The sequence below is a fragment of the Thauera humireducens genome (assembly GCF_001051995.2).
In the GTDB taxonomy this organism is placed as follows: Bacteria; Pseudomonadota; Gammaproteobacteria; order Burkholderiales; family Rhodocyclaceae; genus Thauera; species Thauera humireducens.
On record NZ_CP014646.1, the window covers coordinates 2,119,272 to 2,146,234 of the forward strand.

The following is a 26,963-nucleotide window of genomic DNA, read 5'->3' on the forward strand; positions in this document are numbered from 1 at the left end:
TCCATTTCATCGCGCGACGCGCATCCGAACACTGCACCGCCGCATCGACACGTAGGCGCGGAAGCCCGGTTTAGAATGTGCAGAGGGGCTGCGCAACACATTCCACGCCCCGCCTCGCTCAAAAGAACACGCTTTCGGGAGACCTCATGTCGCGCCATACCAAGATCGTCGCCACCCTCGGCCCCGCCTCCTCAGACCCGCAGGTGCTCGAACGCATGGTGCAGGCGGGCGTCGACGTCGTGCGCATGAACTTCTCCCACGGCAAGGCCGAGGACCACGTCGCGCGCGCCGAGGCCATCCGCGAGGCCTCGGCCCTGGTCGGCCGGCCGGTCGGCATCCTCGCCGACCTGCAGGGCCCGAAGATCCGCATCGGCAAGTTCGTCGATGGCCGCATCACACTCGACCGCGATGAGCCCTTCATCCTCGACGCCCGCTGCGAGATGGGCAATACGCAGCGTGTCGGCCTCGACTACAAGGACCTGCCCAAGGACGTGAAGCCCGGCGACGTGCTGCTGCTCGACGATGGCCGCCTCAAGCTGACGGTCCAGAAGGTGATCGGCCATGAGATCCACACCGTGGTGAAGGTCGGCGGCGAGCTGTCCAACAACAAGGGCATCAACCGCCAGGGCGGTGGGCTCACCGCGCCGGCGCTCACGGCCAAGGACATGGACGACATCCGCACCGCCGCACAGATCGGCGTCGATTTCGTCGCCGTGTCCTTCCCCAAGAGCGCGGCCGACATGTACATGGCGCGCCAGCTGATGCGCGCCGCCGGTGGTGGCGACGCGCTGCTGATCGCCAAGATCGAGCGCACCGAGGCCGTCGCCAACCTCGAGGAGATCCTCGATGCCTCGGACGGCATCATGGTGGCGCGCGGCGACCTCGCCGTCGAAGTGGGTGACGCCGCCGTGCCGGCGCTGCAGAAGAAGATGCTGCGCGCCGCCCGCGACCGCAACAAGCTCACCATCACCGCCACGCAGATGATGGAATCGATGATCACCAGCCCGGTACCGACCCGCGCCGAAGTGTCGGACGTCGCGAACGCGGTGCTCGACGGCACCGACGCGGTGATGCTGTCGGCGGAAACCGCATCCGGCAAGTTCCCGGTCGAGGTCGTCGAGGCCATGAGCCGCGTTTGCCTGGAGGCCGAGAAATCCAACGAAGTCACGCTCGACCGCGAGGTGCTGAACCGCGTCTTCACCCGCATCGACCAGTCGATCGCGATGGCGGCGATGTGGACCGCCTACCACCTCAACGTCAAGGCCATCGCCTCGCTGACCCAGACCGGCTCGACCGCGCTGTGGATGAGCCGCCTGAACTGCGGCGTGCCGATCTACGCGCTCACCCCCGAGGTCCGTGCCCGCAACCAGATGACGCTGTACCGCGAGGTCTATCCGCTGCTGATGAGCCAGACCCACCAGGATCGCGACGTGCTGCTGTGGGAAGCCGAGCAGATCCTGCTCGAACAGGGCGTGGTGGAGTACGGCGACCTCATCGTGCTGACCATCGGCGAGCCGATCGGCGCCTCGGGTGGCACCAACACGCTCAAGATCGTGCGCGTCGGCGACCATCAGGCGCCAGGCGGCCTCGGCGCATCCGACTTCTAGACCTCGGTGGCATAACGCCGTTTCATTTTGTTAAGATCCCCGTTCCTTTCTACAGATACACCGGCACGGGGTTCTTCGATGAAAAACAACAAGCTCAAATTCCTTGCGCTCGCGGCGCTCACCACCACGCTCGCGGGTTGCGTCGGCTCCATGCCGGTCCGCAGCGGCGACGCCGGTGCGAAGACCGTCGCGACCGGTGCAGCCGGTGGCGCCAACGCCGAGAACGCGAACACCGAACTCGAGCGCTGCGACCGCCCGTTCGGCACCATCGCGGTGGTCGAGGACCAGAACGCCGACTGGTATCGCATCCTGTCCGGCCAGTACCGCCTGACCTCCACGGTGCCGGTGCTGCGCCTGCTGATGCAGCAGTCGAACTGCTTCATCGTCGTCGATCGCGGTCGTGCAATGGCCAACATGGCGCAGGAGCGCGCGCTGCAGCAGAGTGGCGAGCTGCGTGCCGGCAGCAACTTCGGCAAGGGCCAGATGGTCAGCGCGGACTACTCGCTGACGCCTGAAGTGCTGTTCAGCGAACGCGGCACGGGCGGCCTGGGTGCCGCAGCCGGCGCCGTGGGCGGCGGGCTGGTGGGCGCCATCGTCGGCAGCATCAAGACCAATGAAGCCGCCACGCTGCTGACGCTGGTCGACAACCGCTCGGGCGTCCAGGTCGGCGTCGCGGAAGGCAGCTCCAAGAACACCGACTTCGGACTGGGCGGCCTGCTGGGCGGCGGCGGCGCGGTCGGCGGACTGGGCGGCTACACCAACACGCCCCAGGGCAAGGTCATCGCCGGCGCCTTCATGGACTCCTACAACCAGCTGGTGCGCGCGCTGCGCAACTACACCGCCCAGGGCATGGGTGACCGAGGCCTCGGCACCGGCGGTCGTCTCGGCGTCGATGGCGCCTCCCAGCCCGCCGGCTACAGCGGCGGCAAGATCAGCCTGCGCGATGCCCAGTCTCGCCTGAACGAGCTCGGGTTCGACGTCGGTACGCCCGACGGCAAGATGGGCGCAAAGACCCAGGCCGCCCTGCGTGACTTCCAGGCCGACCGTGGCATCCCGGTCACCGGCCGGCTCGACGCCACCACGCAGGCCGAGCTGCAGCGCTGATACGGCACGCGCCAGCGTGAGAAACGGCCCGGGTCCGCCCGGGCCGTTTTCGTTTACCGGCGTGCGGCTGCCGGACGCGTGCGCACGCCCTGCGACGCCCAACGCATCGACTCGGCTCGTATTAGAATGCGAAGCTAACCGAACACACAGCGCGGTCCTGCAATGGCCCGCCCTTCTCGCCCAGTCATCAGGAGAACCTACATGCCCCTCGTTTCCATGCGCCAGCTGCTCGACCACGCTGCCGAACACAGCTATGGCCTGCCCGCGTTCAACGTGAACAACCTCGAACAGGTCCAGGCCATCATGGAAGCGGCGGCGGAGTGCGACAGCCCCGTGATCATGCAGGCCTCGGCCGGCGCGCGCAAATACGCGGGCGAAGCCTTCCTGCGCCACCTGATCGACGCCGCCGTCGAGGCCTACCCGAACATCCCCATCGTCATGCACCAGGACCACGGCCAGAGCCCGGCGATCTGCATGGGCGCGATCCGCTCGGGCTTCTCCAGCGTGATGATGGACGGCTCGCTGCTGGAAGACGGCAAGACGCCCTCCTCCTACGAATACAACGTCGCCGTCACCCGCGAGGTGGTGAAGTTCTCGCACGCCATCGGCGTCAGCGTCGAAGGCGAGCTCGGCTGCCTCGGCTCGCTCGAGACCGGCCAGGCCGGCGAGGAAGACGGTGTCGGCGCCGAAGGCACGCTCGACCACAGCCAGATGCTGACCGACCCCGACCAGGCGGCCGACTTCGTCAAGCAGACCGACTGCGACGCGCTGGCAATCGCCATCGGCACCAGCCACGGCGCTTACAAGTTCAGCCGCAAGCCCACCGGCGACATTCTCGCCATCGAGCGCATCAAGCAGATCCACGCCCGCATCCCCAACACCCACCTGGTGATGCACGGCTCCAGCTCGGTGCCGCAGGAACTGCTCGAGATCATCCGCCAGTACGGCGGCGACATGAAGGAAACCTACGGCGTACCGGTCGAGGAGATCGTGCAGGGCATCAAGTACGGCGTGCGCAAGATCAACATCGACACCGACATCCGCCTGGCAATGACCGGCGCGGTGCGCAAGTTCCTGGTCGAGAACCCCTCCAAGTTCGACCCGCGCGAGTTCAACAAGCCCGCGCGCGAAGCCGCCAAGCTGGTGTGCAAGGCCCGCTTCGAAGCCTTCGGCTGCGCCGGCATGGCCAGCAAGGTCAAGCCGGTCTCGCTCGAGAAGATGGCCGCACGCTACAAGGCCGGCGACCTGACGCAGATCGTGCGCTGAGTCTTCGCGGCTTCCCAGGCAGTTCGAAACGCGCCCACGTGGCGCGTTTTCTTTTGCGCGAACCTCCGCGCCGCCCCGGCGACTCCCGCCGGGGCGGCCACCCGATTCAAGCCTCAGGCCGGCGCGCAGTTGACCACGCGGAACTCCACGCGGCGATCCATCGCATCGCTGGCGTCGCCGCGACCGGTGCCGACCATCGCCTCACGCGACCCATAGCCGGCCGCGATCGTGCGCGTCGTCAGCCGTGCATCGTTGGCGACAAGGAGTCCGCGCACGGCTTCGGCACGCAGGAGCGAGAGCCGTTCGTTCAGCGGCTCGGGTCCGCTGCGACTGGCATGCCCTGCCACTTCGAGACAGGCCTCTCGCGCCGCAGCACCGCGCGCGATCTCGGCGAGCCACATCGGATAAGCGCCCGACAACCTGCGTTCAGCAACGAAACCGGTACTGCCGGGACGGAAAAGGAACTTCATCGCCAGGCGCTGCTGCTCGAGTCCGAAATCCACGAGGCGGCCGAAGGCCCGGCCTGCGGCTTCGGCATGCCCCAGGCGCGTGTTCGCCAGATAGAGCCCATTCAGCACCCGCAACTGCCGCCCTGCCGGCGTGGCCTCTGCCGCCTCATAACGTTCGAGCGCTTCTCGATACCGGCCAGCGTTGTAGGCCTCGACCGCCTGGCTGATCAGGCTTGCGGTCAGAATGCCGTCAAGATAGGCGGGCTGGATCGGGTCGCCGGCCTTGGTCCCCTGGCAGGTGCGGATGTAGGCCTCGACACGCGGATCCCGCACCCACGCCGGACTGTCGCGAAAGGACGCCAGCGGCGTGCCATCCACGCCTTCCAGCTGAGAACGCGCCAGCCCTTTGCTGACGATCCTGCCGCTCCCCAGGTCGGCCAGCGCGAGACAGATCCGATACGCGGCCCGGCTGCCCTCGGTGCGCCCCTCTGCGCTGACGGGCGTGAAGGTGCCCACCAGCACCCAGGGCGCGCGACGAAGGCTGGCGCTGTCGAACGGCAGGATCTCGAAGTGTGGATAGCGGCTGCGCGCCAGCTCGGCGATACGCTCACCCATCGCCCGGGTGGCGGCGGTCTGCTCGCCGGCCATGCCATCGACCAGCGGATCGACCACCAGCGCGATGCGCTCCGTGCCCGCGGGTACGCTGGCGCGGGCGAACACGTCGTTGGCAGCAGCGAGCACCGCGTCATCGAACGGCAGGATCGGCGGCGGAGCGGGCGCGGCGGCCTGCGCAGGTGCCGAGGGTGCGGGTGCAGTGGTCGAGCCGCCGAACAGGGGCGACATGTTGGTACAGGCGCTGCTGGCGAGCCCTATCGCGAGGGCGAGAATCGGAATGGTCTTGCGCTTCATCGCGTGCACTCCTTGCGTTCGGCGTCGGATACCGGCTCACCGAGCTGCATGCGCTCGAGCACCGACGCACAGCGCGCCGACAGCGTCGAGCGGCTCACCCGCGTCTCCACCTTCGGTGCGATATCCGGCGACGGCGTGCGCGCCGTCGCTCCCTGCAGATCCACACGGGGGACCGAAGACGGGCCTGCGTCCGGCGGCGGCAGCGCGGCCTCCGGCCGTACGGGCGACGGCACGGACGCCGGACCATCGCCGGGCGCCGGCGCATGATCGCGGGGGGAAGCGTCGACCGGCATCGACGCCGGCACCGCGGTCGGCTGCGTATTCACCGACCACCACAGGCCAGCAAGCACGAGGGCCAATGCCGCCAGGACGATACCGGCTCCCCACGCGTACCGCTCGAGCCCAGGCCGCGGCGGCTCGGGCAGCAGTGGCGACGCGTCGGGTGACGCAGCCCCTCTTTTCGGCGGCCCCGCGAGCGCGGAAATGGCCTTCGTCAGGGACACGAAGTCGGCGGCCTTGAGGTCGCCTTCCCAGCCGCTCAGGTCACACACCTGAACACTGCGAAACCCCATCGGTGGCCGCACCGGCTCGATCAATACCGGGACGAGCCGGGCGCGCGCCAAACCCTCCTCCGCCTCCTCATGCACCCAACGGCTGACGATCGAGCTTTCCGACCACAGCACGACCATGCACCGCGTACCTTCGATCGCACGCTCGATGGTCTCGCGCCACGTGCTGCCCGGTGCAATCTCCCGATCCCACCACACGCTCCACCCCAAGGCTTCGAGCGCGTTCGAAACGGCGCCAGCGCGTGCGCGATCCTCTTCGGCATAGCTGAGAAAGACATCTGCCTGCACCGCGCCTCCCGCAAGCGAACGGGAACCCTGATTGCGTTGTGGCAGACGCCCATTGCGCTGTCAATGCGATTGCAGGCCCCCTACTCGCTCGCCCGGATCAGCACCGGGCACCCGGGCACCGACCGGGGATTGCCCACCCACCGCCGACGCTTCGGGCGGGGCCGGCGCAGGGCTTCGCGCCGGCTGAGGCGCTCACCGCTCCATCGCCCGCATCCGCGCCGCCCCTTCGGTCTGCAGGAACTCCAGCAGCGCGTCGAGCGCCGGCGTCATCGGCCGGTCGGTGCGCGAGACCACGTTCCACTCCCGGATCACCGGCGTATCGGCCACGTCCAGCCGCACCAGGCGCCCGCTTTCCACCTCCATCGCAAACGTGTGGTGCGACAGGAAGGCGATGCCCATGCCGGCCATCACCGCCTGCTTGAGCGTTTCGTTGCTGCCGAGTTCGTCGGCGGCCAGCGGCTTCACGCCGTGCGCGCGCAGGAAACGCTCGAGGTTGTCGCGCGTGCCCGAGCCCTGCTCGCGCAACAGCAGGCGCTCCTCGGTAAGCGCCGCGACCGGGATGCGCTTGCGTCCGGCCTGGCGGTGATCCGGCCGCGCGACGAAAGACAGCCGGTGCGGAGCGAAGGGAATGCGGCGCAGGTCCAGGCCGCGCGGCGGCTGGCCCATGATCGCCACGTCGCAGCGCTGTTCCTGCAGCAGCGTGCGCACGCGCTCGCGGTTCTCGACCGTCAGCCGGAAGGTGATGTCCGGATGGCGCCGACCGAACTCGGCCAGCAGATGCGGCACGAAATACTCGGCGGTGGTGATCGCGACCACGTCCAGCGTACCCGCTGCCACGCCCATGCGCGCCTTCAGCTCGACTTCGGCCAGTTCCAGCGCCTGCAGGGCCTGGCGCGCCGCACGGGCCACGATCTCCCCCGCCGCGGTCAGGCGGATCTCGCGCCGGCCATCGACCAGCACCTGACCGACCACCCCTTCCGCATCGCGGATCTGCATCGAGATGGCTGGCTGCGTCAGGTGCAGCAGGCGCGCCGCCTGCGTGAAGCTGCCACTGTCGGCCACCGCGACCAGCGCGCGGAGCTGCTTGAGCGTGAGGCGTTGGGCCAGCTTCATCAGAAATCCTGATCTCAAATACAGACAAAACGTCATTGGAGCTTATTTTCGAATCGACCTATTGTCCAGTCACCACCGCTTGACAGTGACCACTCGCAGCACACAGGACAAGGAGACCGACATGGGCGCAGCCGAACACCCGCAGCAGATCCTCGACCCCAAGAAGCGCTACCAGGCCGGCGTGCTCAAGTACGCGCAGATGGGCTACTGGAACGCCGATTACGAACCGAAGGACACCGACGTGCTCGCGGTCTTCCGCATCACCCCGCAGGAAGGCGTGGATCCGATCGAGGCCGCCGCCGCGGTCGCCGGCGAATCCTCCACCGCGACCTGGACCGTGGTGTGGACCGACCGCCTGACCGCCTGCGACAAGTACCGCGCCAAGGCCTACCGCATCGAGCCGGTGCCGGGCCAGGAGGGCCAGTACTTCTGCTGGGTCGCCTACGATCTCGACCTGTTCGAGGAAGGCTCGATCGCCAACCTCACCGCCTCGATCATCGGCAACGTGTTCAGCTTCAAGCCGCTCAAGGCCGCGCGTCTCGAGGACATGCGCCTGCCCGTGGCCTACGTCAAGACCTTCCGCGGCCCGCCCACCGGCATCGTGGTCGAGCGCGAGCGCCTGGAGAAATACGGCCGCCCGCTACTGGGCGCGACGATGAAGCCCAAGCTCGGCCTCTCCGGCAAGAACTACGGCCGGGTGGTCTATGAAGCCCTGCGCGGCGGACTGGACTTCACCAAGGACGACGAGAACATCAACTCGCAGCCCTTCATGCACTGGCGCGACCGCTTCCTGTACTGCATGGAAGGCGTCAATCAGGCCGCGGCGCAGACCGGCGAGTCGAAGGGCCACTACCTCAACATCACCGCCGGCACCATGGAGGAGATGTACAAGCGCGCCGAATTCGCCCGCGACCTCGGCTCCTGCATCGTCATGGTCGATCTCATCATCGGCTGGACCGCGATCCAGTCGATCAGCAACTGGTGCCGCGAGAACGACATGATCCTGCACATGCACCGCGCCGGCCACGGCACCTACACCCGGCAGAAGAACCACGGCGTGTCCTTCCGCGTCATCGCCAAGTGGCTGCGCCTGGCCGGCGTCGACCACCTGCACGCCGGCACCGCGGTCGGCAAGCTCGAAGGCGACCCGATGACCGTGCAGGGCTTCTACAACGTCTGCCGCGAGATGGTGACGAAGCAGGACCTGCCGCGCGGCCTGTTCTTCGACCAGGACTGGGCCAGCATCAAGCGCGTGATGCCGGTCGCCTCCGGCGGCATCCATGCCGGCCAGATGCACCAGCTGCTCGACCTGTTCGGCGACGAAGTCGTGCTGCAGTTCGGCGGCGGCACCATCGGTCACCCCATGGGCATCCAGGCCGGCGCCACCGCCAACCGCGTCGCGCTCGAATCCATGGTGCTCGCCCGCAACGAAGGCCGCGAGATCCTCAACGAAGGCCCGCAGATCCTCGCCGACGCCGCCAAGTGGTGCCAGCCGCTGCGCGCCGCGCTCGATACCTGGGGCGACATCACCTTCAACTACACCAGCACCGACACGTCCGACTTCGTGCCGACTGCCAGCGTGGCCTGAAGTCCAGCCCCATAACGGAACCGAGGAGACCCACCATGCGCATCACCCAAGGCTGCTTTTCCTTCCTGCCCGACCTCACCGACACCCAGATCGCCGCGCAGATCAACTATTGCCTGGACCAGAACTGGGCCGTCGCCCTCGAATTCACCGACGACCCCCACCCGCGCAACACCTACTGGAACATGTGGGGCCTGCCGATGTTCGACCTGCGCGACCCGGCCGGCGTCATGGGCGAGCTCAAGGCCTGCCGCGAGGCCAACCCCGAGACCTACATCCGCATCAACGCCTTCGACTCCACCAAGGGCTGGGAGACGGTGCGCATGTCCTTCATCGTCCAGCGCCCCACCGCCGAGCCCGGCTTCCGCCTCGTCCGCCAGGAAACCCGCGGCCGCAACCTGCGCTACACGATGGAGAGCTACGCCGTCGGTCGCAACCCGGAAGGCGCGCGCTATGCGCCCTGATGACTCAAGAGGCTGATCGGGGGGGACGGATAGAGGCTGGACGGGGGATTCCTGGAGGCGGGCGAGGACTGTCTGAGCCCGAAGGGCGAGTTCCGCAGCTCGCCGGAAGGAATCCCCCATCCAGCCGGCGACGATCCAACCGACGTTCCACGAGCCCCTTTGGCCAGCCAGATCCAGCAACCCCGAGACGACACCGACAGGAGACGCGACCATGAACGCCCCCGAGAAGGCCCCCGCCCCCGCCAGCATCGACCTCGGCGCCGAGTTCCGCGACGCCGGCATCGGTGAAGTGCTCGAGTCCCTCGACCGCGACCTCGTCGGCCTCGCCCCGGTCAAGCGCCGCGTGCGCGAGATCGCCGCCCTGCTCCTCGTCGACCGCGTACGCCAGCGCCTCGGGCTGGCCACCGAACACCCCTCGCTGCACATGAGCTTCACCGGCAACCCCGGCACCGGCAAGACCACCGTCGCCATGCGCATGGCCGAGATCCTGCACCGCCTCGGCTACTGCCGCCGCGGCCACGTCGTCGCCGTCACCCGCGACGACCTCGTCGGCCAGTACATCGGCCACACCGCGCCCAAGACCAAGGACGTGCTCAAGCGCGCCATGGGCGGCGTGCTCTTCATCGACGAGGCCTACTACCTCTATCGCCCCGAGAACGAAAAGGACTACGGCCAGGAAGCCATCGAGATCCTGCTGCAGGTGATGGAGAACCAGCGCGACGACCTCGTGGTGATCCTCGCCGGCTACGCAGATCGCATGGAGCGCTTCTTCGAGTCCAACCCCGGCATGAAGTCGCGCATCGCCCACCATGTCGATTTCCCCGACTACAGCAACGACGAACTGGGCGAAATCGCCCGGCGCATGCTCGCCGGCTGGAACTACCGCTTCGACGAGGGCGCGCGCCGCGCCTTCGACGACTACATCGTGCTGCGCCGCCGCCATCCCCACTTCGCCAACGCGCGCAGCATCCGCAACGCGCTCGACCGCATGCGCCTGCGCCAGGCCCTGCGCCTGTTCGAAGCAGGCGGACTGGTCGATGCGGAATCGCTCACCACCCTCACCGAAGCCGACGTACGCGCCAGCCGTCACTTCCAGCCAGCCGAAACCGCCTGAGCCGAGCCGGCGCACACGCACAACGACAAGCACCGATCCGGCACCACGCCGGGGGAGACAGACCATGTTCAGCCTCGACCGCAGCACGCTCACCGAATACCTGATCGAGCACCGCCGCAACAACCCCTGCGCCACCGGCGAGTTCAACGCCCTGATCCTGCAGGTCGCGCAGGCCTGCAAGGCGATCTCGCGCGCGGTCGCGCACGGCGCGCTCGCCGATGTGCTCGGCAGCCACGGCAACGCCAACGTGCAGGGCGAGGAACAGAAGAAGCTCGACGTCCTCGCCGACGAGATCTTCCTGCGCGCCACCCACTGGGGTGGCGACCTCGCCGGCATGGTGTCCGAAGAGAACGAAGCCCCCATCCCGCTGCCCGCCAGCGACCAGCGCGGCAAGTACCTGCTCGCCTTCGATCCGCTCGACGGCTCATCCAACATCGACGTCAACGTCGCCGTCGGCTCCATCTTCTCCATCCTGCGCGCGCCGACGCCGGGCGAAGACGCGCCGGCCGAAGACTTCCTGCAACCCGGCAGCCGCCAGGTCGCCGCCGGCTACGCCATCTACGGCCCCTCCACCATGCTGGTGCTGTCGGTCGGCAACGGCGTCGCCGGCTTCACCCTCGACCCGATCATCGGCGAGTTCTACCTCACCCACCCCGACATCCGCGTGCCCGAGACCACCCGCGAGTTCGCCATCAACGCCTCCAACGCGCGCTTCTGGGAGGCCCCGGTGCGCCGCTATGTGGACGAGTGCCTTGCCGGTCGCAGCGGCCCGCGCGGTGTCGACTTCAACATGCGCTGGATCGCCTCGCTGGTGGCCGAGACCCACCGCATCCTGATGCGCGGCGGCGTCTTCCTCTACCCGCGCGACCGCAAGGACCCGGCCAAGCCCGGCCGGCTGCGCCTGCTGTACGAATGCAGCCCGATCGGCTTCCTCATCGAGCAGGCCGGCGGCCGCGCCAGCACCGGCGTGCGCCCGGTGCTCGAGGTCCAGCCCGAGTCCCTGCACCAGCGCATCGGCTTCGTGTTCGGCTCGAAGGAAGAAGTCGAGCGCATCGAGCGCTACCACCACGAGCCGATCATCGGCGTGGAACAGGAAGAACTCCCCCTGTTCCACGCCCGCTCGCTGTTCCGCGACACCGAATTCGCTCAATAAGCCACCGGGGAACCATCATGTCCGAACGTCATCCGATCGTCGCCATCACCGGCTCGTCCGGTGCCGGCACCAGCACCGTGCAGCGCACCTTCGAGGAAATCTTCCGCCGCGAGAACGTCACCGCGGCCGTCATCGAGGGCGACAGCTTTCACGCCTACGACCGCAAGACCATGCGCGAGAAGCTCGCCGCCTGCGAAGTCGGCGGCGCTTGCCAGTTGAGCCACTTCGGCCCCGAAGCCAACCTGTTCGCCGAACTGGAACAGCTCTTCCGCAGCTACGGCGAATCGGGCGGCGGCATGCGCCGCAAGTACCTGCACAGCCAGGAAGAGGCCGAGCACTGGAAGCAGGAACCCGGCACCTTCACACCCTGGGAAGAACTGCCGACCGGCACCGACCTGCTCTTCTACGAAGGCCTGCACGGCGCCGTGCAGCACGAGGACGTGGACGTGGCGCGCTACGTCGATCTGCTGATCGGCGTGGTGCCGGTGGTGAACCTGGAGTGGATCCAGAAGCTGCACCGCGACAAGAGCACCCGCGGCTATTCCACCGAGGCGGTCACCGACACCATCCTGCGCCGCATGCACGACTACGTGCATTACATCTGCCCGCAGTTCGCTCGCACGCACGTCAACTTCCAGCGCGTGCCGATGGTGGACACCTCCAACCCCTTCATCGCGCGCTCGATCCCGACCGCCGACGAGTCGATGGTGGTGATCCGCTTCGCCAACCCGAAGGGGATCGACTTTCCCTACCTGCTCAACATGATCAACGACAGCTTCATGAGCCGCGCCAACACCATCGTGGTGCCCGGCGGAAAGATGGAGCTGGCCATGCAGCTCATCTTCACCCCCTTCATCTGGCGCCTGATGGACCGTCGCCGCAAGGCACTGTCGCAATGACAACGAGACGCCACCTGGTCCGCCCCAACAGCGTCCCGCAGCACGCGTGTCTTTCACGGCCCCTGTGCACCACCCACATCCAGCGGAGAGCAGGCGGTGTTCCTGAAGCTGGCGAGGACTGTCTGAGCGACCGCAGGGAGCGAGTTCCGCAGCCAGCGGAAGGAATACCGCCTGCTAGGCCGCGGGTTTGTGGAACGGGCAGTGGTTGATCAACCGTTTTTGAAGCAGTCGCAGCCCGACGGCCAGTTCTTCTGAAGCGCGGCGCACGGGGCATTTCTTCCGCAGCCTGCGGAACTCGCCCTGCGGGCTCGGACAGTCCTCGGCTGCTCCAGAAACGCCCCATACGCCACGCTGGCCACATAGGTTTTCAGACGCCGACAAAGCCCCTTCATTTGTGACTGGAGACGTTCCGATGAACATGCGACTCACCCAGGCCCCGATCGACACCCTGTGCGCCAACGCCCTGCGCTTCCTCGCCATCGATGCCGTCGAAGCCGCCCAATCCGGCCACCCCGGCATGCCCATGGGCATGGCCGAGATCGCTGTCGCACTGTGGACCCGGCACCTGCGCCACAACCCCGCCGACCCCGCCTGGCCCGACCGCGACCGCTTCGTGCTCTCCAACGGCCACGGTTCCATGCTGCTCTACGCCCTGCTCCACCTCAGCGGCTACGGCCTGCCGATCGAGGAACTCAAGCGCTTCCGCCAGCTCGACAGCCGCACGCCCGGCCACCCCGAGGTCGGCCACACCCCGGGCGTCGAGACCACCACCGGCCCGCTCGGCCAGGGCATCACCAACGCCGTCGGCATGGCACTGGCCGAGAAACTGCTCGCCGCCGAGTTCAACCGCCCAGGCCACGCCATCGTCGACCATCGCACCTGGGTCTTCCTCGGCGACGGCTGCCTGATGGAAGGCATCAGCCATGAGGCCGCCAGCTTCGCCGGCGTGCAGCGCCTGTCCAAGCTCATCTGCCTGTGGGACGACAACCGCATCTCGATCGATGGCAGCGTCGAAGGCTGGTTCGCCGACGACACCCCGGCCCGCTTCCGCGCCTACGGCTGGAACGTCATCGAGGCGGTCGACGGGCACGACGTCGAAGCGGTCGACCGCGCCCTGCGCGAAGCGATCGCCAACGCCGACAACGACATCGGCCCGACGCTGGTCTGCTGCCGCACCACCATCGGCCAGGGCAGTCCGGCGCGTGCGGGCACGGCCGATATTCACGGCGCCCCGCTCGGTGCCGACGAGATCGCCGCCACCCGCGCCGCGCTGGGCTGGACGCATACGCCCTTCGACGTTCCCGCCGAGATCCGCAGCGCCTTCGATGCGCGCGCGACCGGTGCCCAGCGGCAGGCGGGATGGCAGCAGCGCTTCGACGCCTACGCCGAAGCCTTCCCCGAACCGGCCGCCGAGTTCCGCCGCCGCATGGCGGGCGAACTGCCCAGCGCCTTTGGCGTGCTGTCCCACGCCATCCTGCGCGGCGTGAATAGCGAGGCGGCGACCGTCGCCACGCGCAAGGCCAGCCAGCAGGCCATCGGCCGCCTGGCACGCGCGCTGCCCGAACTGCTGGGCGGCTCGGCCGACCTCACGCATTCCAACCTCACCGACTGGCCCGGCTGTGGCGCGGTGCGGGCCGACGCCGCCGGACGCCACATCAACTGGGGCGTGCGCGAGTTCGGCATGGCGGCGGCACTCAACGGCATCGCGCTGCACGGCGGCTTCATCCCCTTCGGCGCCACCTTCCTCGTCTTCTCCGACTACGCCCGCAACGCCATCCGCATGAGCGCGCTGATGAAGCAGCGCGTGGTTTACGTGATGACGCACGACTCGATCGGCCTCGGCGAGGACGGCCCCACCCACCAGCCCGTCGAGCACATCCCCAGCCTGCGCCTGATCCCGGGGCTGGACGTGTGGCGCCCGTGCGACGCGGTCGAAACCCAGGCCGCCTGGAACGCCGCGGTCACCCGCCGCGACGGACCCACGCTGCTTGCCCTGTCGCGCCAGAACCTGCCGCACCAGACGCGCGACGAGGCCCAGCTGCAGGCGATCGCGCGGGGGGGCTACGTGCTCGCCGACGCACCGCGCCCGGCGCTGGTCGTCATCGCCACCGGATCGGAAGTCGCGCTGGCCATGAGCCTGCGCATGCAGTTGCACGAGCGCGGCATCGCCGCACGCGTGGTGTCGATGCCCTGCACCGCGGCGTTCGACCGCCAGTCCGCCGACTACCGCGCGGCCGTGCTGCCGCCGGACGTGCCGCGACTGGTGATCGAGGCCGCACAGCCCGACAGCTGGTGGCGCTACCTGGCCGGCGTACGCGGCGACGTGGTCGGCATCGCCCGCTTCGGCGAATCGGCCCCCGCCGCCGCGCTGCTGGCGCGCTTCGGCTTCACGCCGCAGACGGTGCTCGACCGCGCCCTCGCCCTGCTCGCCCACGCCTGAACGCTCACCGCCACCCCACCCAATCCAGACCAAGGAGACCCCGATGGACTTCCTGCGCCTGTCCGACATTCCCGCCGCCCAGCTGGCCGGCAAGCGGATCTTCATTCGCGCCGACTTCAACGTGCCCTTCACGGCCGACGGCGCGCTGTCCGACGACACCCGCATCCGCACCGCGCTGCCGGGCATTCGCGCCTGCCTCGACGCGGGCGCGGCGGTCATGGTCACCTCGCACCTGGGGCGCCCGGAGGAAGGTGCGCTGACTGCTGCCGAATCGCTCGCGCCGGTCGCCAGCCACCTCGCCAAGCTGCTCGGGCAGCCGGTGCCGCTGGTACGCGACTGGACGGACGGCCGCTTCGAACTCGCGCCGGGCGGCATCGTCATGCTCGAGAACTGCCGCGGCAATCCGGGCGAGAAGGCCGACGACCCGGTCCTTGCCGCCCGCATCGCCCGCTTCGTCGACCTCTACGTGAATGACGCCTTCGGCACCGCTCACCGCCGCGAATGCACGCTGCACGCGCTGGCGCTGGCCGCCCCCGTCGCCTGCGCCGGGCCGCTGATGACGGCCGAACTCGACGCCCTGGGCCGTGCGCTCGCCCAGCCAGCACGGCCGCTGGCCGCCATCGTCGCCGGCTCCAAGGTGTCGACCAAGCTCACCATTCTCGAGAGCCTGGCCGACAAGGTCGACGTGCTGGTCCTCGGCGGCGGCATCGCCAACACCTTCCTCGCCGCGCGTGGCTGCCCGGTCGGCGCCTCGCTGCACGAGCCCGACCTGCTCGACGCGGCCCGCGCCGTCGAGCGCCGGCTGGCCGAGCATGCTGGTGTGGTCTGGCTGCCCGAGGCCGTCGTCGTCGCCGACCGCTTCGCGCCCGACGCGCTAACACGCACCGTGCATGTCGATGACGTGCCCGAGGGCTGGATGATCCTCGACATCGGCCCGGACAGCCGCGACTCGCTTGCCGACGTGTTGCAGCGCGCCGGCACCATCGTATGGAACGGCCCGGTGGGCGTGTTCGAGATGGACGCGTTCGCCGCCGGCACGCGCGCGCTCGCCACCGCGGTCGCCGCCAGCCCGGCCTACAGCATCGCTGGCGGTGGCGACACGCTGGCTGCCATCGCGCGCTTCGGCATCACCGACCACATCGACTACATCTCCACCGGCGGCGGCGCCTTCCTCGAATTCCTCGAGGGTCGCGAACTGCCGGCGCTGGCAGCGCTGCGCGCCCGCGCACGCCCGGCCAGCCGCCGCCTGCCGCCCGCGCCGGTGTTCGAGAACGAGCCCGAACCGGCCTGAACCGTCCCCAGTTCCATCCCAACGCCACCCCAACCCCACCGGGAGAACCCCATGGCCATGATCGCCCTGCGCCAGCTGCTCGACCACGCCGCCGAACACGGCTACGGCGTGCCCGCCTTCAACATCAACAACATGGAGCAGATCCACGCCATCATGCTCGCCGCCGAGGCCACCGACAGCCCGGTCATCCTGCAGGCCTCGGCCGGTGCGCGCGGCTATGCCGGCGAGTCCTTCCTGAAGAAGATGGTCGAGGCCGCCGTCGAACAGTGGCCCGACATTCCGATCTGCCTGCACCAGGACCACGGCGCCAGCCCGGCGGTGTGCCAGCAATCGATCCGCAGCGGCTTCACCAGCGTGATGATGGACGGCTCGTTGCGCGAGGACATGAAGACCCCGGCGAGCTACGCCTACAACGTGGACGTCACCCGCCGCGTGGTCGAGATGGCGCACGCGGTAGGCGTGTCGGTGGAGGGCGAACTCGGCTGCCTCGGCTCGCTCGAGACCGGGCAGGCCGGCGAGGAGGACGGCGTCGGTGCCGAAGGCACGCTGGACCACAGCCAGATGCTCACCGACCCTGCCGAGGCCGCCGACTTCGTCGCCGCCACCGGCGTCGACGCGCTGGCGGTGGCCATCGGCACCAGCCACGGCGCCTACAAGTTCTCCCGTCCGCCCACCGGCGACATCCTCGCCATCGACCGCATCGCCGCCATCCACGCCCGCATCCCCGACACCCACCTGGTGATGCACGGCTCCTCCAGCGTGCCGCAGGAATGGCTCGCCATCCTCCGCGAGCATGGCGGCGAGATCGGCGAAACCTATGGCGTGCCGGTCGAGGCCATCGTGCAGGGCATCCGGAGCGGCGTGCGCAAGGTCAACATCGACACCGACCTGCGCCTGGTCATGACCGGCGCGATGCGCCGGCTGATGAGCACCGACCGCAAGGAGTTCGACCCGCGCAAGTTCTTCAAGGCGGCGCGCGACGCCGCGCGCGACATCTGCCGCGCCCGCTTCGAGGCCTTCGGCTGCGCCGGCCACGCCAGCCGCATCAAGCCGCTCCCCCTGGACGCCCTCGCGCGGCGCTACGCCGCCACACGCTGAAGGCCTCCTCGTTCCCGGACGCGTCGCCAGCGCTCCCCTTGAGCGGCAACCCGTCGGCGCCCCCTCCTCCGCGCCGGCGCGGCACCCGGCGGCGCGTCCCCCTCCTTTCCCTGCCTTCGGGCCTTGCGCCCGTTTCCCGTCCCGGAAGCGGGCTCCCTTTTGCCGATCGCGTTCCCGGCCCTCCCCCGCCAGCCGCTCACTGTCCGCGCCCGCGCTTGTCACGGCGCAAGGCACTGGGCAAGAATGCCGGCTGGCTTGCCCCGGCGGCCGCGCTGCAACCCGACCTTCCGTCCATTACGCCGCCTATCCCATCGCCGCCCATCCCATCGCCGCCGATCTCCATGTCCCTGTTCGAACAGCACCCCCTGCGCCAGACGCTCAACGACGAGGTGCATGCGCGTCCGCCCGTCCCGCTCGACACGCCGGAATACGTCAGCTACCTCGCCTTCCTGCACCACGAAGGCAGCGCGGGTCGCGAGGCCGCGCACCTCGCCTCGCTGGCCGAGCAGTTCGGACTGCCGGAACCCGGCACCGACAGCGGCCACCTGTTCCTCGACACCGGCAGCTTCCGCCTCAAGTGGGAACGGCACAACGAGTTCTCCAGCTACACCTTCATCCGCCGCATCCAGGCCGGCGACAGCAACGACGAACACGCCCTGCTCGCCGTGCCTGCCGCGTGGCGCAAGGACATCCCCGGCCAGCTCATCGCCGCCACCCACATCGAACTGCGCAACAGCGACGACGTCTCGCCGGAGAGCGTGCTCAACCAGGCCTCGCCGCGCGGCGAAACGCTGGTGGCCGCGCGCGTGGCCGAATGCGCCGGTTGGGTGTTCACCGACTTCCACATCCACGACGGCTTCTCGCGCTTCCTGCTGCTGGACGACGGCCTCACCCCGCGCCAGGCCGGCCGCACGGTGCAGCGCCTGGTCGAGATCGAGACCTACCGCGTGATGGCGCTGCTCGCCTTCCCGGTCGCCAAGGAAGTCGGCCGCCTGCTGTCGCGCGCCGAGGACGAACTCGCCGACCTGATGGACGGCCTCGGCCAGGCCCGCAACACCGAGGACGACCGCGCCATGCTCGGCCGCCTCACGCGGCTCGCCGCCGAAGTGGAGCGCTCGGTGGCACGCACCACCTTCCGTTTCGGCGCCGCCGCCGCCTACTACCGCCTGGTGCAGCAACGCGTCGATGAACTGCGCGAAACCCGGCTCGGCGGCTTCCCCACCATCCGCGAGTTCATGGAGCGTCGGCTCGCTCCCGCCATCGCCACCTGCGCCACCATCGCCCGCCGCCAGGAAGACCTCTCGGGCCGTATCGCGCGCAACTCGCAGCTGCTGCGCACCCGGGTCGACATCGAGCTCGAACGCCAGAACCAGGAACTGCTGGCGCAGATGAACCGCCGCGCCAAGATCCAGCTCCACCTGCAGGAAACGGTGGAGGGCCTGTCGGTGGTCGCCATCACCTACTACGCCTCGCAACTGGTCAATTACGTTGCCAAGGGCGCCAAGGACTACATCGCCCCCACCACGCCGGAGGTGATCACCGCGGTGTCGATCCCGGTGATCGCCGGGCTGGTGTTCATGGGACTGAGGCGGATGCGCAAGCTGCTGAGCGAGGAAGAAGGCAGTGGCGTGAATCCGTGACGCAGAGGCCCGCTGGGTACCAAGGCTGATCGTCGAACACGGCGGAACCGCAGCCAACAGCTAAGGTCCTCAGTGCATCTGCACCACGGGAGTCGCACCATGTCGTCCCACTCCAGACTGCGCCGCCGGGTCATCCTCGGCGGCAGCGCGGCGCTGATTTCCGCGCCGCTCGTCGCGGCACAGCGCGCGCTGACGCCCAGCCAGACCGCCGGCCCCTTCTATCCGCTCACGCCACCGCTGCACAAGGACAACGACCTGACCCGGGTCGAGGGCAGCAGCGTTCGCGCCGCCGGTCAGATCGCCGATCTCTCGGGCCGCGTGCTGGACATGGACGGCCGGCCGCTGGCGGGCCTGCGCGTGGAGATCTGGCAGTGCGACGCCAACGGGCGTTACCGTCATCCGCGCGACCGCAGCGACGCCGATGAGGACCCGAACTTCCAGGGCTTCGGCCACACGATCACCGACGCCGAAGGGCGTTACCGCTTCCGCACCATCCGCCCCGTGCCCTACCCGGGGCGCACACCGCACATCCACGCCGCGGTGTTCCAGGAAGGCGCCCGCCCCTTCGTGACCCAGATCTACGTGGCCGGCGAGCCGCTCAACCTGCGCGACGGAATCTTCATGCGCGTGCCCGAGGCCCTGCGCCCGCTGCTGCTCGCGGACTTCGTCCCGGCGGACGATCCGGTCGCGACGCGCTCGGCCGCGTTCGACTTCGTGCTGTCACCGGTGCTGGCGGGGTTGTTCGAGACGCATTCGGCCTGAAGCGAGCACCGGGAAGGCAACTGGCTCGCGAGACGGATGATCAGCAGGCGCTCCACGCGGAGCGCACGGTATTTCGACGCAAGCCAGCCCCCGCGAAGGCTCAGGCGACGCAGGGGTCAAGGGAGAGACAGTAGAACTTCGTGTCCACAGACATTACGGGGAAGGACTCGGGCAACGCCGTCTTGGCGATCCCGGCAAAACCGCTCTTCTCGTAGAACCGGTGTGCCGCAAGAAACTTGGCGGTCGTGCCAAGGTACACCCTCGCGACCTGCTTCTCTGCAGCCCACTTGAGCAGTTCCTGCAGCAGGCTCCGCGCAACCCCGTGCTCTTTTCCGCGGTAGGGCGCGGCGACGAACATCTTGCGCAGCGCTGCATTGTCGTTGCCGATATCGAGCAGCGCGATTGTTCCAACGATATTGCCGTCAATCTCGGCGACCCAGAAGTTGCCGCAGCCGTGCTGATAGAAGCCGCGAATATCGCTCAGGTCGGGTTGCGCCTCGAGGGTGATCGGGATACCGAACTCAAGCTGCTGGATCGGCAGGATCACCGCGGCGATCACGCTCGCGTCATCGGGCTCTGATGATCGAATGTTCAGCATGGCCATGCCCCCAACGTCCGTATCCGTCAGCCGGCCCGCTGGACGTGATCGATCAGACGGCCGCGATGTCGCTCCTGCGCTTGCATGACGCCTCCCTGCGATGCCGGTCAACTCCCGGTAATAGTAGGTCGGTGGGCGTGGGAATGACAGGCTTGGCCAAAGCTACCTGCCGTTGTGGGGCGCCCCGCTCAGCCAAAGCCAGGCGCACGGAATCGCCTTCGGCTGTCATCAACCTCGCTGCGCACGATGCAGCCCTCGGCATGATCGTTGACGAGTCCCATCGCCTGCATAAAGGCATACATGGTCGTCGGGCCGACGAACTTCCAGCCTTGCTTCTTCAACACCTTCGAGAGTGCGATAGACCCGGCCGATGTCGAGGCCGTTTGCGGCGCGGCAAGCTCGCCCGGCGCTGGCTCGAACTGCCAGAAGTAGGCGGCCAGCGACCCCTCGCTGTTCGCCAGTTCAATCGCACGTTGCGCGTTGTTGATGACCGCCTCGATCTTACCCCGATGCCGCACGATGCCTTCATCCTGCAACAGGCGGGCGACGTCGTCCTGCGTAAACCGCGCGATCCGGTTGTAGTCGAAGCCATGGAAAGCCGCCCGGAAGTTCTCCCGCTTCGCGAGGATGGTGCGCCAGCTCAATCCAGCCTGAAAGCCCTCCAAGCACAGTTTCTCGAACAACCGAAAATCATCATCGACCGGGAACCCCCATTCCCGGTCGTGATACGCAAGGAGCTCTGGCGCCGCGGCGCACCAATGGCACCGTGGTTTCCCGTCAGGCCCTGAAAAGGTGACACTCATCGCTGATTCTCCACGCCTTGCTTCCACAGGAGCGCCCGGCTCCGACCTGGATTCTGCCGGCACGACCACAGAGTCGTTTGGATGCGACACCGCCGGGTACCTCCACCTCCCATATAATCTCAGCTTTGCCAGCAACCCGAGGCCCCACCGTGGCGACGCCCCTTTTCGAAACCTCCATCAAGAGCCTGCCGCTGCTCGGCCGCGGCAAGGTGCGCGACATCTACGCCGTCGACGACGAGAAGCTGCTGATCGTGACCAGCGATCGCCTGTCGGCCTTCGACGTGATCCTGCCCGACCCGATTCCCGACAAGGGCCGCGTGCTGGTGGCGCTGGCGAACTTCTGGTTCGACAAGCTCGCCCACATCCTGCCGAACCAGCTCACCGGCATCGATCCCGAGACCGTGGTGGCCGCCGACGAGCGCGACCAGGTGCGCGGCCGCGCGCTGGTGGTGAAGCGCCTGAAGCCGCTGCCGATCGAGGCGGTGGTGCGCGGCTACGTGATCGGCTCGGGCTGGAAGGACTACCAGGCCACCGGGGCAATCTGCGGCATCGCGCTGCCGGCGGGCCTGCAGCAGGCGGCCAAGCTGCCGGCGCCGATCTTCACACCCTCGTCCAAGGCCGACATGGGCGAGCACGACGAGAACATCTCGTTCGAGCAGGCGCAGGCACGCTGCGAGGCGCTGATGAAGGACGCGCTGGCCGGCACCGGCAAGACCGGCGCCCAGCTGGCCGAGGAAGCGCGCAAGGCCGCGATCGCGCTGTATTCCGAGGCGGCCGACTACGCGGCCAGCCGCGGCATCATCATCGCCGACACCAAGTTCGAGTTCGGCATCGACGCCGCAGGCACGCTGCACCTGATCGACGAAGCGCTGACTCCCGACTCGTCGCGCTTCTGGCCGGCCGACAGCTACCGCGAGGGCATCAGCCCCCCGTCCTTCGACAAGCAGTACGTGCGTGACTACCTGGAAACGCTGGACTGGAACAAGACCGCGCCCGGCCCGAAGCTGCCGGCCGACGTGATCGAGCACACCGCGGGCAAGTACCGCGAGGCCTACGAGCGCCTGACCGGCCAGAAGCTGGCCTGAGCCTCGACGTTCCGCGCGCCGCAGGGGCGCGCGGAACAAGAACAACTCCCATTCGCGAACTCGCGAATGCTGTCCTACTCTAAAGAGCAACCCGACACCGCCACGCGCGGCGGGGCGGTGCGGTGTTTTCCGACCCACGTCCGATCACCGGAGGTTGCCATGGACAAGCCGTTCAACTCCTTGGAGCAGCATTTCCATCTGCCCCACATCCGCGAGGTCGACGCCTCACGGCCGTTCGAGTGGTTGCGCATGGGCTGGAGCGACATGCGCGAGAACCTCGGCGCCAGCCTGTCCTACGGCATCGTGATGGCGGCGATCGGCTACGTGATCCTGTCCTACGCGGCGAACATGCCCTATCTGTTCACCGCGGCCATCTCGGGCTTCTTCCTGATCGGCCCGATCGCCGCCGCCGGGCTGTACGAGATCTCCCGCCGGCACGAGCGTGGCGAGCGGGTCTCGCTGATGAGTTCGCTGCGCGGCCTGCGCCGCCACGCCGACAGCATGGCCTATTTCGGCGCCTTCCTCGCGATTGCCCTGATCGGCTGGGAACGTATCTCGGCGATCCTGTTCGCGCTGTTCTACGGAGGGGAGATCACCGACGTATCGAACTTCTTCCGTGACGTGTTCCTGTCGGGCGACTACGTTCACTTCGTCTTCGCCTACCTCGTGGTGGGCGGCGCCCTGGCCGCAGTGGTGTTCTCGCTGTCTGCCATCGTGATCCCGATGATCATGGACCGCGAGACGGACACGGTCACCGCGGCGATGACGAGCTTGCGCGCGGTCGGGCTCAACCTCGGTGCGATGGCCGTGTGGGCGGCGATCATCGTCGGCCTCGTCATGGTCGGCTTCGCGACCATGATGATCGGCATGGTCATCCTGCTGCCCCTGCTGGGCCACGCAACTTGGCATGCCTATCGCGAGCTGGTCCACTGAGGGGCCACCGACGAAGCCCTGAACCGGGTGCCCGCCCACGGCGGGCGCCATTGGAAACCCTGCGGGCGCCGATAGCGGCGCCCGTGCCATTTTTTGCGGCACAATAGCCTGCAACTCAACCCCCATGCAGAGACCTGATTCCATGAACGATGCCGTCGCCAATCCCCTGCTCGACTTCTCGGGCATGCCGCGTTTCGCCGACATCAAGCCGGAACACGTGGAGCCCGCCATCCGCGGCCTGATCGACGAGAACCGCGCGCTGATCGAACGCCTCACCGCCGACCCCGCCACCCCGACCTGGGACGACTTCGTCAGCCCGATGGACGAGGCCGGCGAGCGCCTCGGCCGCGCCTGGGGCGTGGTCGGCCATCTGCACAGCGTGTTCGACGTGCCCGAATGGCGCGAGGCCTACAACGCGATGCTGCCCGAGATCTCGCGTTTCTACGCCGAGGTCGGGCAGAACCTGGCGCTGTTCCAGAAGTACAAGGCGCTGCACGACAGCCCCGAGTTCGCCACCCTTTCGCCGGTGCGACAGCGCATTCTGGAACACGCGCTGCGCGACTTCCGCCTGTCCGGCGCCGAGTTGCCCGACGACCAGAAACCGCGCTTCCAGGAAATCCAGGAGGCGCAATCCCAGCTCGCCGCCAAGTTCTCCGAGAACCTGCTCGACGCCACCAACGCCCACGCCGAGTGGATCACCGACGAGGCTGGCCTTGCCGGCATCCCCGAGGATGCGCGCGAGGCCGCCCGCGCCGCCGCCGAGGCGGAAGGCAAGGAAGGCTGGAAGTTCACCCTGCAGATGCCCTCCTATCTGCCGGTGCTGCAGTACGCCGACGACCGCGCACTGCGCGCGCGCATGTACCGCGCCTACGCCACCCGCGCCTCCGAGCTCGGCAAGCCGGAACTGGACAACGGCCCGCTCATCGGCCGCATCCTGGCGCTGCGCGACGAGGAAGCGCGCATGCTCGGCTACCGGAACTTCGCCGAGGTCTCGCTGGTGCCCAAGATGGCCGACACGCCGGAGCAGGTGCTCGGCTTCCTGCACGACCTCGCCGCCAAGGCCAAGCCCTTCGCCGAGAAGGACCTGGAAGAGCTCAAGGCCTTCGCCAAGGCCGATCTGGGTCTGGACACCCTCGAGCCCTGGGACGTGGCCTACGCCTCCGAAAAGCTCCGCCAGGCGCGCTACGCCTACTCCGACCAGGAGGTGAAGCAGTACTTCCCCGAGCCCAAGGTGCTCGACGGCCTGTTCGGCGTAATCCGCACGCTGTATCGCGTCGACATCCTCCCCGACGAGGCACCGAGCTGGGACCCGGACGTGCGCTTCTTCCGCATCGAGAAGGAGGGTGCGAACGGACCGGAACTCGTCGGCCACTTCTACCTCGACCTGCATGCACGCAGCACCAAGCGCGGCGGCGCGTGGATGGATTCGGCGCGCAGCCGCCACCGCAACACCTGGGGCAGCGACACGCCGGTCGCCTACCTGGTGTGCAACTTCCCCGGCCCGGTGGGCGGCAAACCCGCCACCTTCACCCACGACGACGTGCTCACGCTGTTCCACGAGTGCGGCCACGGCCTGCACCACCTGCTCACTCAGGTGGACGAGCTCGCGGTGTCCGGCATCCACGGCGTGGAATGGGACGCGGTCGAGCTGCCCAGCCAGTTCATGGAGAACTTCTGCTGGGAGTGGGACGTGCTGCAGGGCATGACCGCGCACGTCGACACCGGCGCGCCGCTGCCGCGCGCGCTCTACGACAAGATGATCGCCGCCAAGAACTTCCAGAGCGGCATGCAGACCGTGCGCCAGCTCGAGTTCTCGATGTTCGACCTGCGCCTGCACAGTGAACTTGATGCCTCCGCCGGCCCGGTGCCGATCGAGCGCGTGATGACCCTGCTCGACGAGGTCCGCCGCGAGGTGGCGGTGATGATCCCGCCTGCCTGGCACCGTTTCCCGCACAGCTTCTCGCACATCTTCGCCGGCGGCTATGCGGCGGGCTACTACAGCTACAAGTGGGCCGAGGTGCTGTCGGCCGACGCCTTCGAAGCCTTCGAGGAAGCTGGCGCGGGCAAGGGCAGCCTGCTCGACCCCGAGACCGGTGAGCGCTTCTGGCGCGAGATCCTCGCCGTCGGCGGCAGCCGCCCGGCGCTGGAGTCCTTCAAGGCCTTCCGTGGCCGCGAGCCCAGGGTGGACGCGCTGCTGCGTCACAGCGGCATGGTGGCGCAGGCATGAAGATCGCCACCTGGAACGTTAACTCCCTGAAGGTCCGCCTGCCGCACGTCCTCGACTGGCTGGCGGCCAACAAGCCCGACGCGCTGTGCCTGCAGGAACTCAAGCTCGAGGACAAGGCCTTCCCGGTCGCCGAGCTGGAGGCGGCCGGCTACCACGCCGTCTTCGTCGGCCAGAAGACCTACAACGGCGTCGCCATCCTCAGCCCGCGGCCGACCGACGAGGCCAGCGTGGTGCGCAACATCCCCGGCTTCGAGGACGAACAGAAGCGCGTCATCGCCGCCACGATCGACGGGGTACGCGTGGTGTGCGGCTACTTCCCCAACGGCCAGGCGGTAGGGTCCGACAAGTTCGAGTACAAGCTGCGCTGGCTCGCCGCACTCACCGACTGGCTGCGCGAGGAACTGAAGACCCACGAGCGCCTGGTGCTGGCGGGCGACTTCAACATCGCCCCCGAGGACCGCGACGCCCACCCCGACTGGAAGGACGAGATCCACGTGTCCGAGCCCGAGCGCGCCGCCTTCCGCGCGCTGCAGGATCTCGGCCTGATCGACGCCTTCCGCCTGTTCGAGCAGCCCGAGCGCGCGTTCTCGTGGTGGGACTACCGGATGATGGCCTTCCGCCGCAACTTCGGCCTGCGCATCGACCATTTGCTGGTATCGCCCGCGCTGCGCGAAGCCTGCCGCGGCTGTGTGGTCGACAAGGAGCCGCGCCGCCTGGAACGCCCCTCGGACCACGCCCCGGTGGTGCTGGACCTGGCGCTGGGCGCGTGACGGCGTCCCGTCCGGTTGCAATCCGTACGACAATGTGCCGATGAGTTCGAACGCCGCGCCCGGCTCCGTGCCGATGACCGAAACCGAGCGTCTGGAAAGCCGCTACCCGGTGCTGGCCGCCCTGTCCGCACCCGCGCGCGCGCTTCTGCTGAAGAGTGCCCAATGGATGCGCGTGCCTGCCGGCGCGATGCTGTTCGACGACCGCCAGGCCTGCGAGGGCTTCCCCTTCGTGGTCGAGGGCACGGTACGGGTCAGCAAATGCGCGGCGAGCGGGCGCGAGCTGCCGCTGTACCGCGTGGGGCCGGGCGAGACCTGCATCATCTCCTCGTCCTGCCTGCTCGGCCACGAGGACTACAACGCGCGCGGCGTGACCGAGTCCGACACCTTGCTGATGCTGCTGCCCAAGGCCGTGTTCGACGAGATGATGGCCGAGCGCCCGTTCCGCGATTTCGTGTTCCACCTGTTCGCCGAACGCATCGCCGACCTGATGCAGCTGATCGAGGAAGTGGCCTTCCGCAAGCTGGACCAGCGCCTGGCCGCACTGCTGCTGGGCAAGGGCCGGCTGCTGCACGTCACCCACCAGCAGCTCGCCGACGAGCTTGGCAGCGTGCGCGAGATCGTCAGCCGGCTGCTGAAGAGCTTTGCCGACCAGGGGCTGGTGCGGCTAGGGCGCGAGCAGGTCGAGATCCTCGACCCGGCCGGCCTGCGCCGGCTGTCGGCCGAAGGCTCGGTAAAGGCCTGAGCTTCGTGCCGGGCGCACCGGCCGCACATGACATCGACGTTCTTCGCAAAATGC

General features: G+C 68.3%; 23 protein-coding genes. 18 read left to right on the top strand and 5 right to left on the bottom strand.

What is annotated here, in order from left to right; all coding sequences use genetic code 11:
- Nucleotides 1–146 precede the first annotated feature (146 nt).
- The 3 genes from pyk (at nt 147) to fba (AC731_RS10030) (ending at nt 3,977) form a co-directional block, all read left to right on the top strand.
- Nucleotides 147–1,607: a pyruvate kinase gene (gene pyk / locus AC731_RS10020; protein ID WP_004262989.1), complete on the top strand. Its 1,461-nt coding sequence runs from the start codon at nt 147–149 to the stop codon at nt 1,605–1,607.
- 78 nt (nt 1,608–1,685) lie between these two features.
- On the top strand, nt 1,686–2,711 hold the full coding sequence (locus tag AC731_RS10025; RefSeq protein WP_004262986.1) for a peptidoglycan-binding protein: 1,026 nt from the start codon (nt 1,686–1,688) through the stop codon (nt 2,709–2,711).
- Between the two features lie 201 nt (nt 2,712–2,912).
- Complete coding sequence (gene fba / locus AC731_RS10030) at nt 2,913–3,977, top strand: class II fructose-bisphosphate aldolase (RefSeq protein ID WP_048705730.1); 1,065 nt, start codon at nt 2,913–2,915, stop codon at nt 3,975–3,977.
- A gap of 113 nt (nt 3,978–4,090) precedes the next feature.
- On the opposite strand, the gene AC731_RS10035 is transcribed toward fba (AC731_RS10030), so the two are convergent.
- From AC731_RS10035 to AC731_RS10045, 3 genes are all read right to left on the bottom strand, one after another.
- Nucleotides 4,091–5,335, bottom strand: coding sequence for an OmpA family protein (locus AC731_RS10035; protein ID WP_048705731.1), 1,245 nt, complete (start codon nt 5,333–5,335; stop codon nt 4,091–4,093).
- Nucleotides 5,332–6,192: a toll/interleukin-1 receptor domain-containing protein gene (locus tag AC731_RS10040; RefSeq protein WP_048705734.1), complete on the bottom strand. Its 861-nt coding sequence runs from the start codon at nt 6,190–6,192 to the stop codon at nt 5,332–5,334. The genes AC731_RS10035 and AC731_RS10040 overlap by 4 nt, the downstream gene beginning before the upstream one ends.
- Nucleotides 6,193–6,384: 192 nt before the next feature.
- On the bottom strand, nt 6,385–7,305 hold the full coding sequence (locus tag AC731_RS10045; RefSeq protein ID WP_004262972.1) for a LysR family transcriptional regulator: 921 nt from the start codon (nt 7,303–7,305) through the stop codon (nt 6,385–6,387).
- Between the two features lie 121 nt (nt 7,306–7,426).
- On the opposite strand from AC731_RS10045, the gene AC731_RS10050 reads away from it, so the two are divergent.
- From AC731_RS10050 to AC731_RS10095, 10 genes are all read left to right on the top strand, one after another.
- On the top strand, nt 7,427–8,893 hold the full coding sequence (locus tag AC731_RS10050) for a form I ribulose bisphosphate carboxylase large subunit (RefSeq protein ID WP_048705737.1): 1,467 nt from the start codon (nt 7,427–7,429) through the stop codon (nt 8,891–8,893).
- Nucleotides 8,894–8,928: 35 nt separating this feature from the next.
- Complete coding sequence (locus AC731_RS10055; RefSeq protein WP_004262967.1) at nt 8,929–9,354, top strand: ribulose bisphosphate carboxylase small subunit; 426 nt, start codon at nt 8,929–8,931, stop codon at nt 9,352–9,354.
- Nucleotides 9,355–9,565: 211 nt separating this feature from the next.
- A complete protein-coding gene (gene cbbX / locus AC731_RS10060; RefSeq protein ID WP_048705739.1) occupies nt 9,566–10,468 on the top strand; it encodes a CbbX protein in 903 nt (300 codons plus the stop codon).
- Nucleotides 10,469–10,532: 64 nt separating this feature from the next.
- Nucleotides 10,533–11,621, top strand: a complete 1,089-nt coding sequence (locus tag AC731_RS10065; protein WP_048705741.1) for a class 1 fructose-bisphosphatase — start codon at nt 10,533–10,535, stop codon at nt 11,619–11,621.
- A gap of 17 nt (nt 11,622–11,638) precedes the next feature.
- A complete protein-coding gene (locus AC731_RS10070; protein WP_004262957.1) occupies nt 11,639–12,520 on the top strand; it encodes a phosphoribulokinase in 882 nt (293 codons plus the stop codon).
- 412 nt (nt 12,521–12,932) lie between these two features.
- Nucleotides 12,933–14,960, top strand: coding sequence for a transketolase (tkt, locus tag AC731_RS10075; RefSeq protein ID WP_048705743.1), 2,028 nt, complete (start codon nt 12,933–12,935; stop codon nt 14,958–14,960).
- A gap of 43 nt (nt 14,961–15,003) precedes the next feature.
- On the top strand, nt 15,004–16,251 hold the full coding sequence (locus tag AC731_RS10080; protein WP_048705746.1) for a phosphoglycerate kinase: 1,248 nt from the start codon (nt 15,004–15,006) through the stop codon (nt 16,249–16,251).
- Nucleotides 16,252–16,302: 51 nt separating this feature from the next.
- Nucleotides 16,303–17,349: a class II fructose-bisphosphate aldolase gene (fba, locus tag AC731_RS10085; RefSeq protein WP_048705748.1), complete on the top strand. Its 1,047-nt coding sequence runs from the start codon at nt 16,303–16,305 to the stop codon at nt 17,347–17,349.
- 341 nt (nt 17,350–17,690) lie between these two features.
- Nucleotides 17,691–18,989 carry a DUF3422 family protein gene (locus tag AC731_RS10090; protein ID WP_048705750.1) on the top strand — a complete coding sequence of 433 codons (1,299 nt, stop codon included), beginning with the start codon at nt 17,691–17,693 and terminating at the stop codon, nt 18,987–18,989.
- A 99-nt stretch (nt 18,990–19,088) separates the two neighbouring features.
- Nucleotides 19,089–19,751: a dioxygenase family protein gene (locus tag AC731_RS10095; RefSeq protein WP_048705753.1), complete on the top strand. Its 663-nt coding sequence runs from the start codon at nt 19,089–19,091 to the stop codon at nt 19,749–19,751.
- A 100-nt stretch (nt 19,752–19,851) separates the two neighbouring features.
- Here the strand turns inward: AC731_RS10095 and AC731_RS10100 are convergent, their stop codons facing one another.
- Together AC731_RS10100 and AC731_RS10105 are read right to left on the bottom strand one after the other, a co-directional pair.
- Entirely contained in the window at nt 19,852–20,355 is a 504-nt protein-coding gene (locus tag AC731_RS10100; protein ID WP_048705755.1) for a GNAT family N-acetyltransferase, read from the bottom strand.
- 182 nt (nt 20,356–20,537) lie between these two features.
- Nucleotides 20,538–21,152, bottom strand: a complete 615-nt coding sequence (locus AC731_RS10105; RefSeq protein ID WP_048705758.1) for a DNA-3-methyladenine glycosylase I — start codon at nt 21,150–21,152, stop codon at nt 20,538–20,540.
- A gap of 149 nt (nt 21,153–21,301) precedes the next feature.
- On the opposite strand from AC731_RS10105, the gene AC731_RS10110 reads away from it, so the two are divergent.
- The 5 genes from AC731_RS10110 to AC731_RS10130 all read left to right on the top strand — a co-directional run bounded on the left by AC731_RS10110 (nt 21,302) and on the right by AC731_RS10130 (nt 26,909).
- Nucleotides 21,302–22,237: a phosphoribosylaminoimidazolesuccinocarboxamide synthase gene (locus tag AC731_RS10110; protein ID WP_048705760.1), complete on the top strand. Its 936-nt coding sequence runs from the start codon at nt 21,302–21,304 to the stop codon at nt 22,235–22,237.
- A 159-nt stretch (nt 22,238–22,396) separates the two neighbouring features.
- Nucleotides 22,397–23,170: a DUF2189 domain-containing protein gene (locus tag AC731_RS10115; RefSeq protein WP_048705763.1), complete on the top strand. Its 774-nt coding sequence runs from the start codon at nt 22,397–22,399 to the stop codon at nt 23,168–23,170.
- Between the two features lie 142 nt (nt 23,171–23,312).
- On the top strand, nt 23,313–25,397 hold the full coding sequence (locus AC731_RS10120; protein ID WP_048705767.1) for a M3 family metallopeptidase: 2,085 nt from the start codon (nt 23,313–23,315) through the stop codon (nt 25,395–25,397).
- A complete protein-coding gene (gene xth, locus AC731_RS10125) occupies nt 25,394–26,167 on the top strand; it encodes an exodeoxyribonuclease III (RefSeq protein ID WP_048705770.1) in 774 nt (257 codons plus the stop codon). Before AC731_RS10120 ends, xth begins: the two co-directional genes overlap by 4 nt.
- Nucleotides 26,168–26,207: 40 nt before the next feature.
- Nucleotides 26,208–26,909: a Crp/Fnr family transcriptional regulator gene (locus AC731_RS10130; protein WP_048705771.1), complete on the top strand. Its 702-nt coding sequence runs from the start codon at nt 26,208–26,210 to the stop codon at nt 26,907–26,909.
- Nucleotides 26,910–26,963 lie beyond the last annotated feature (54 nt).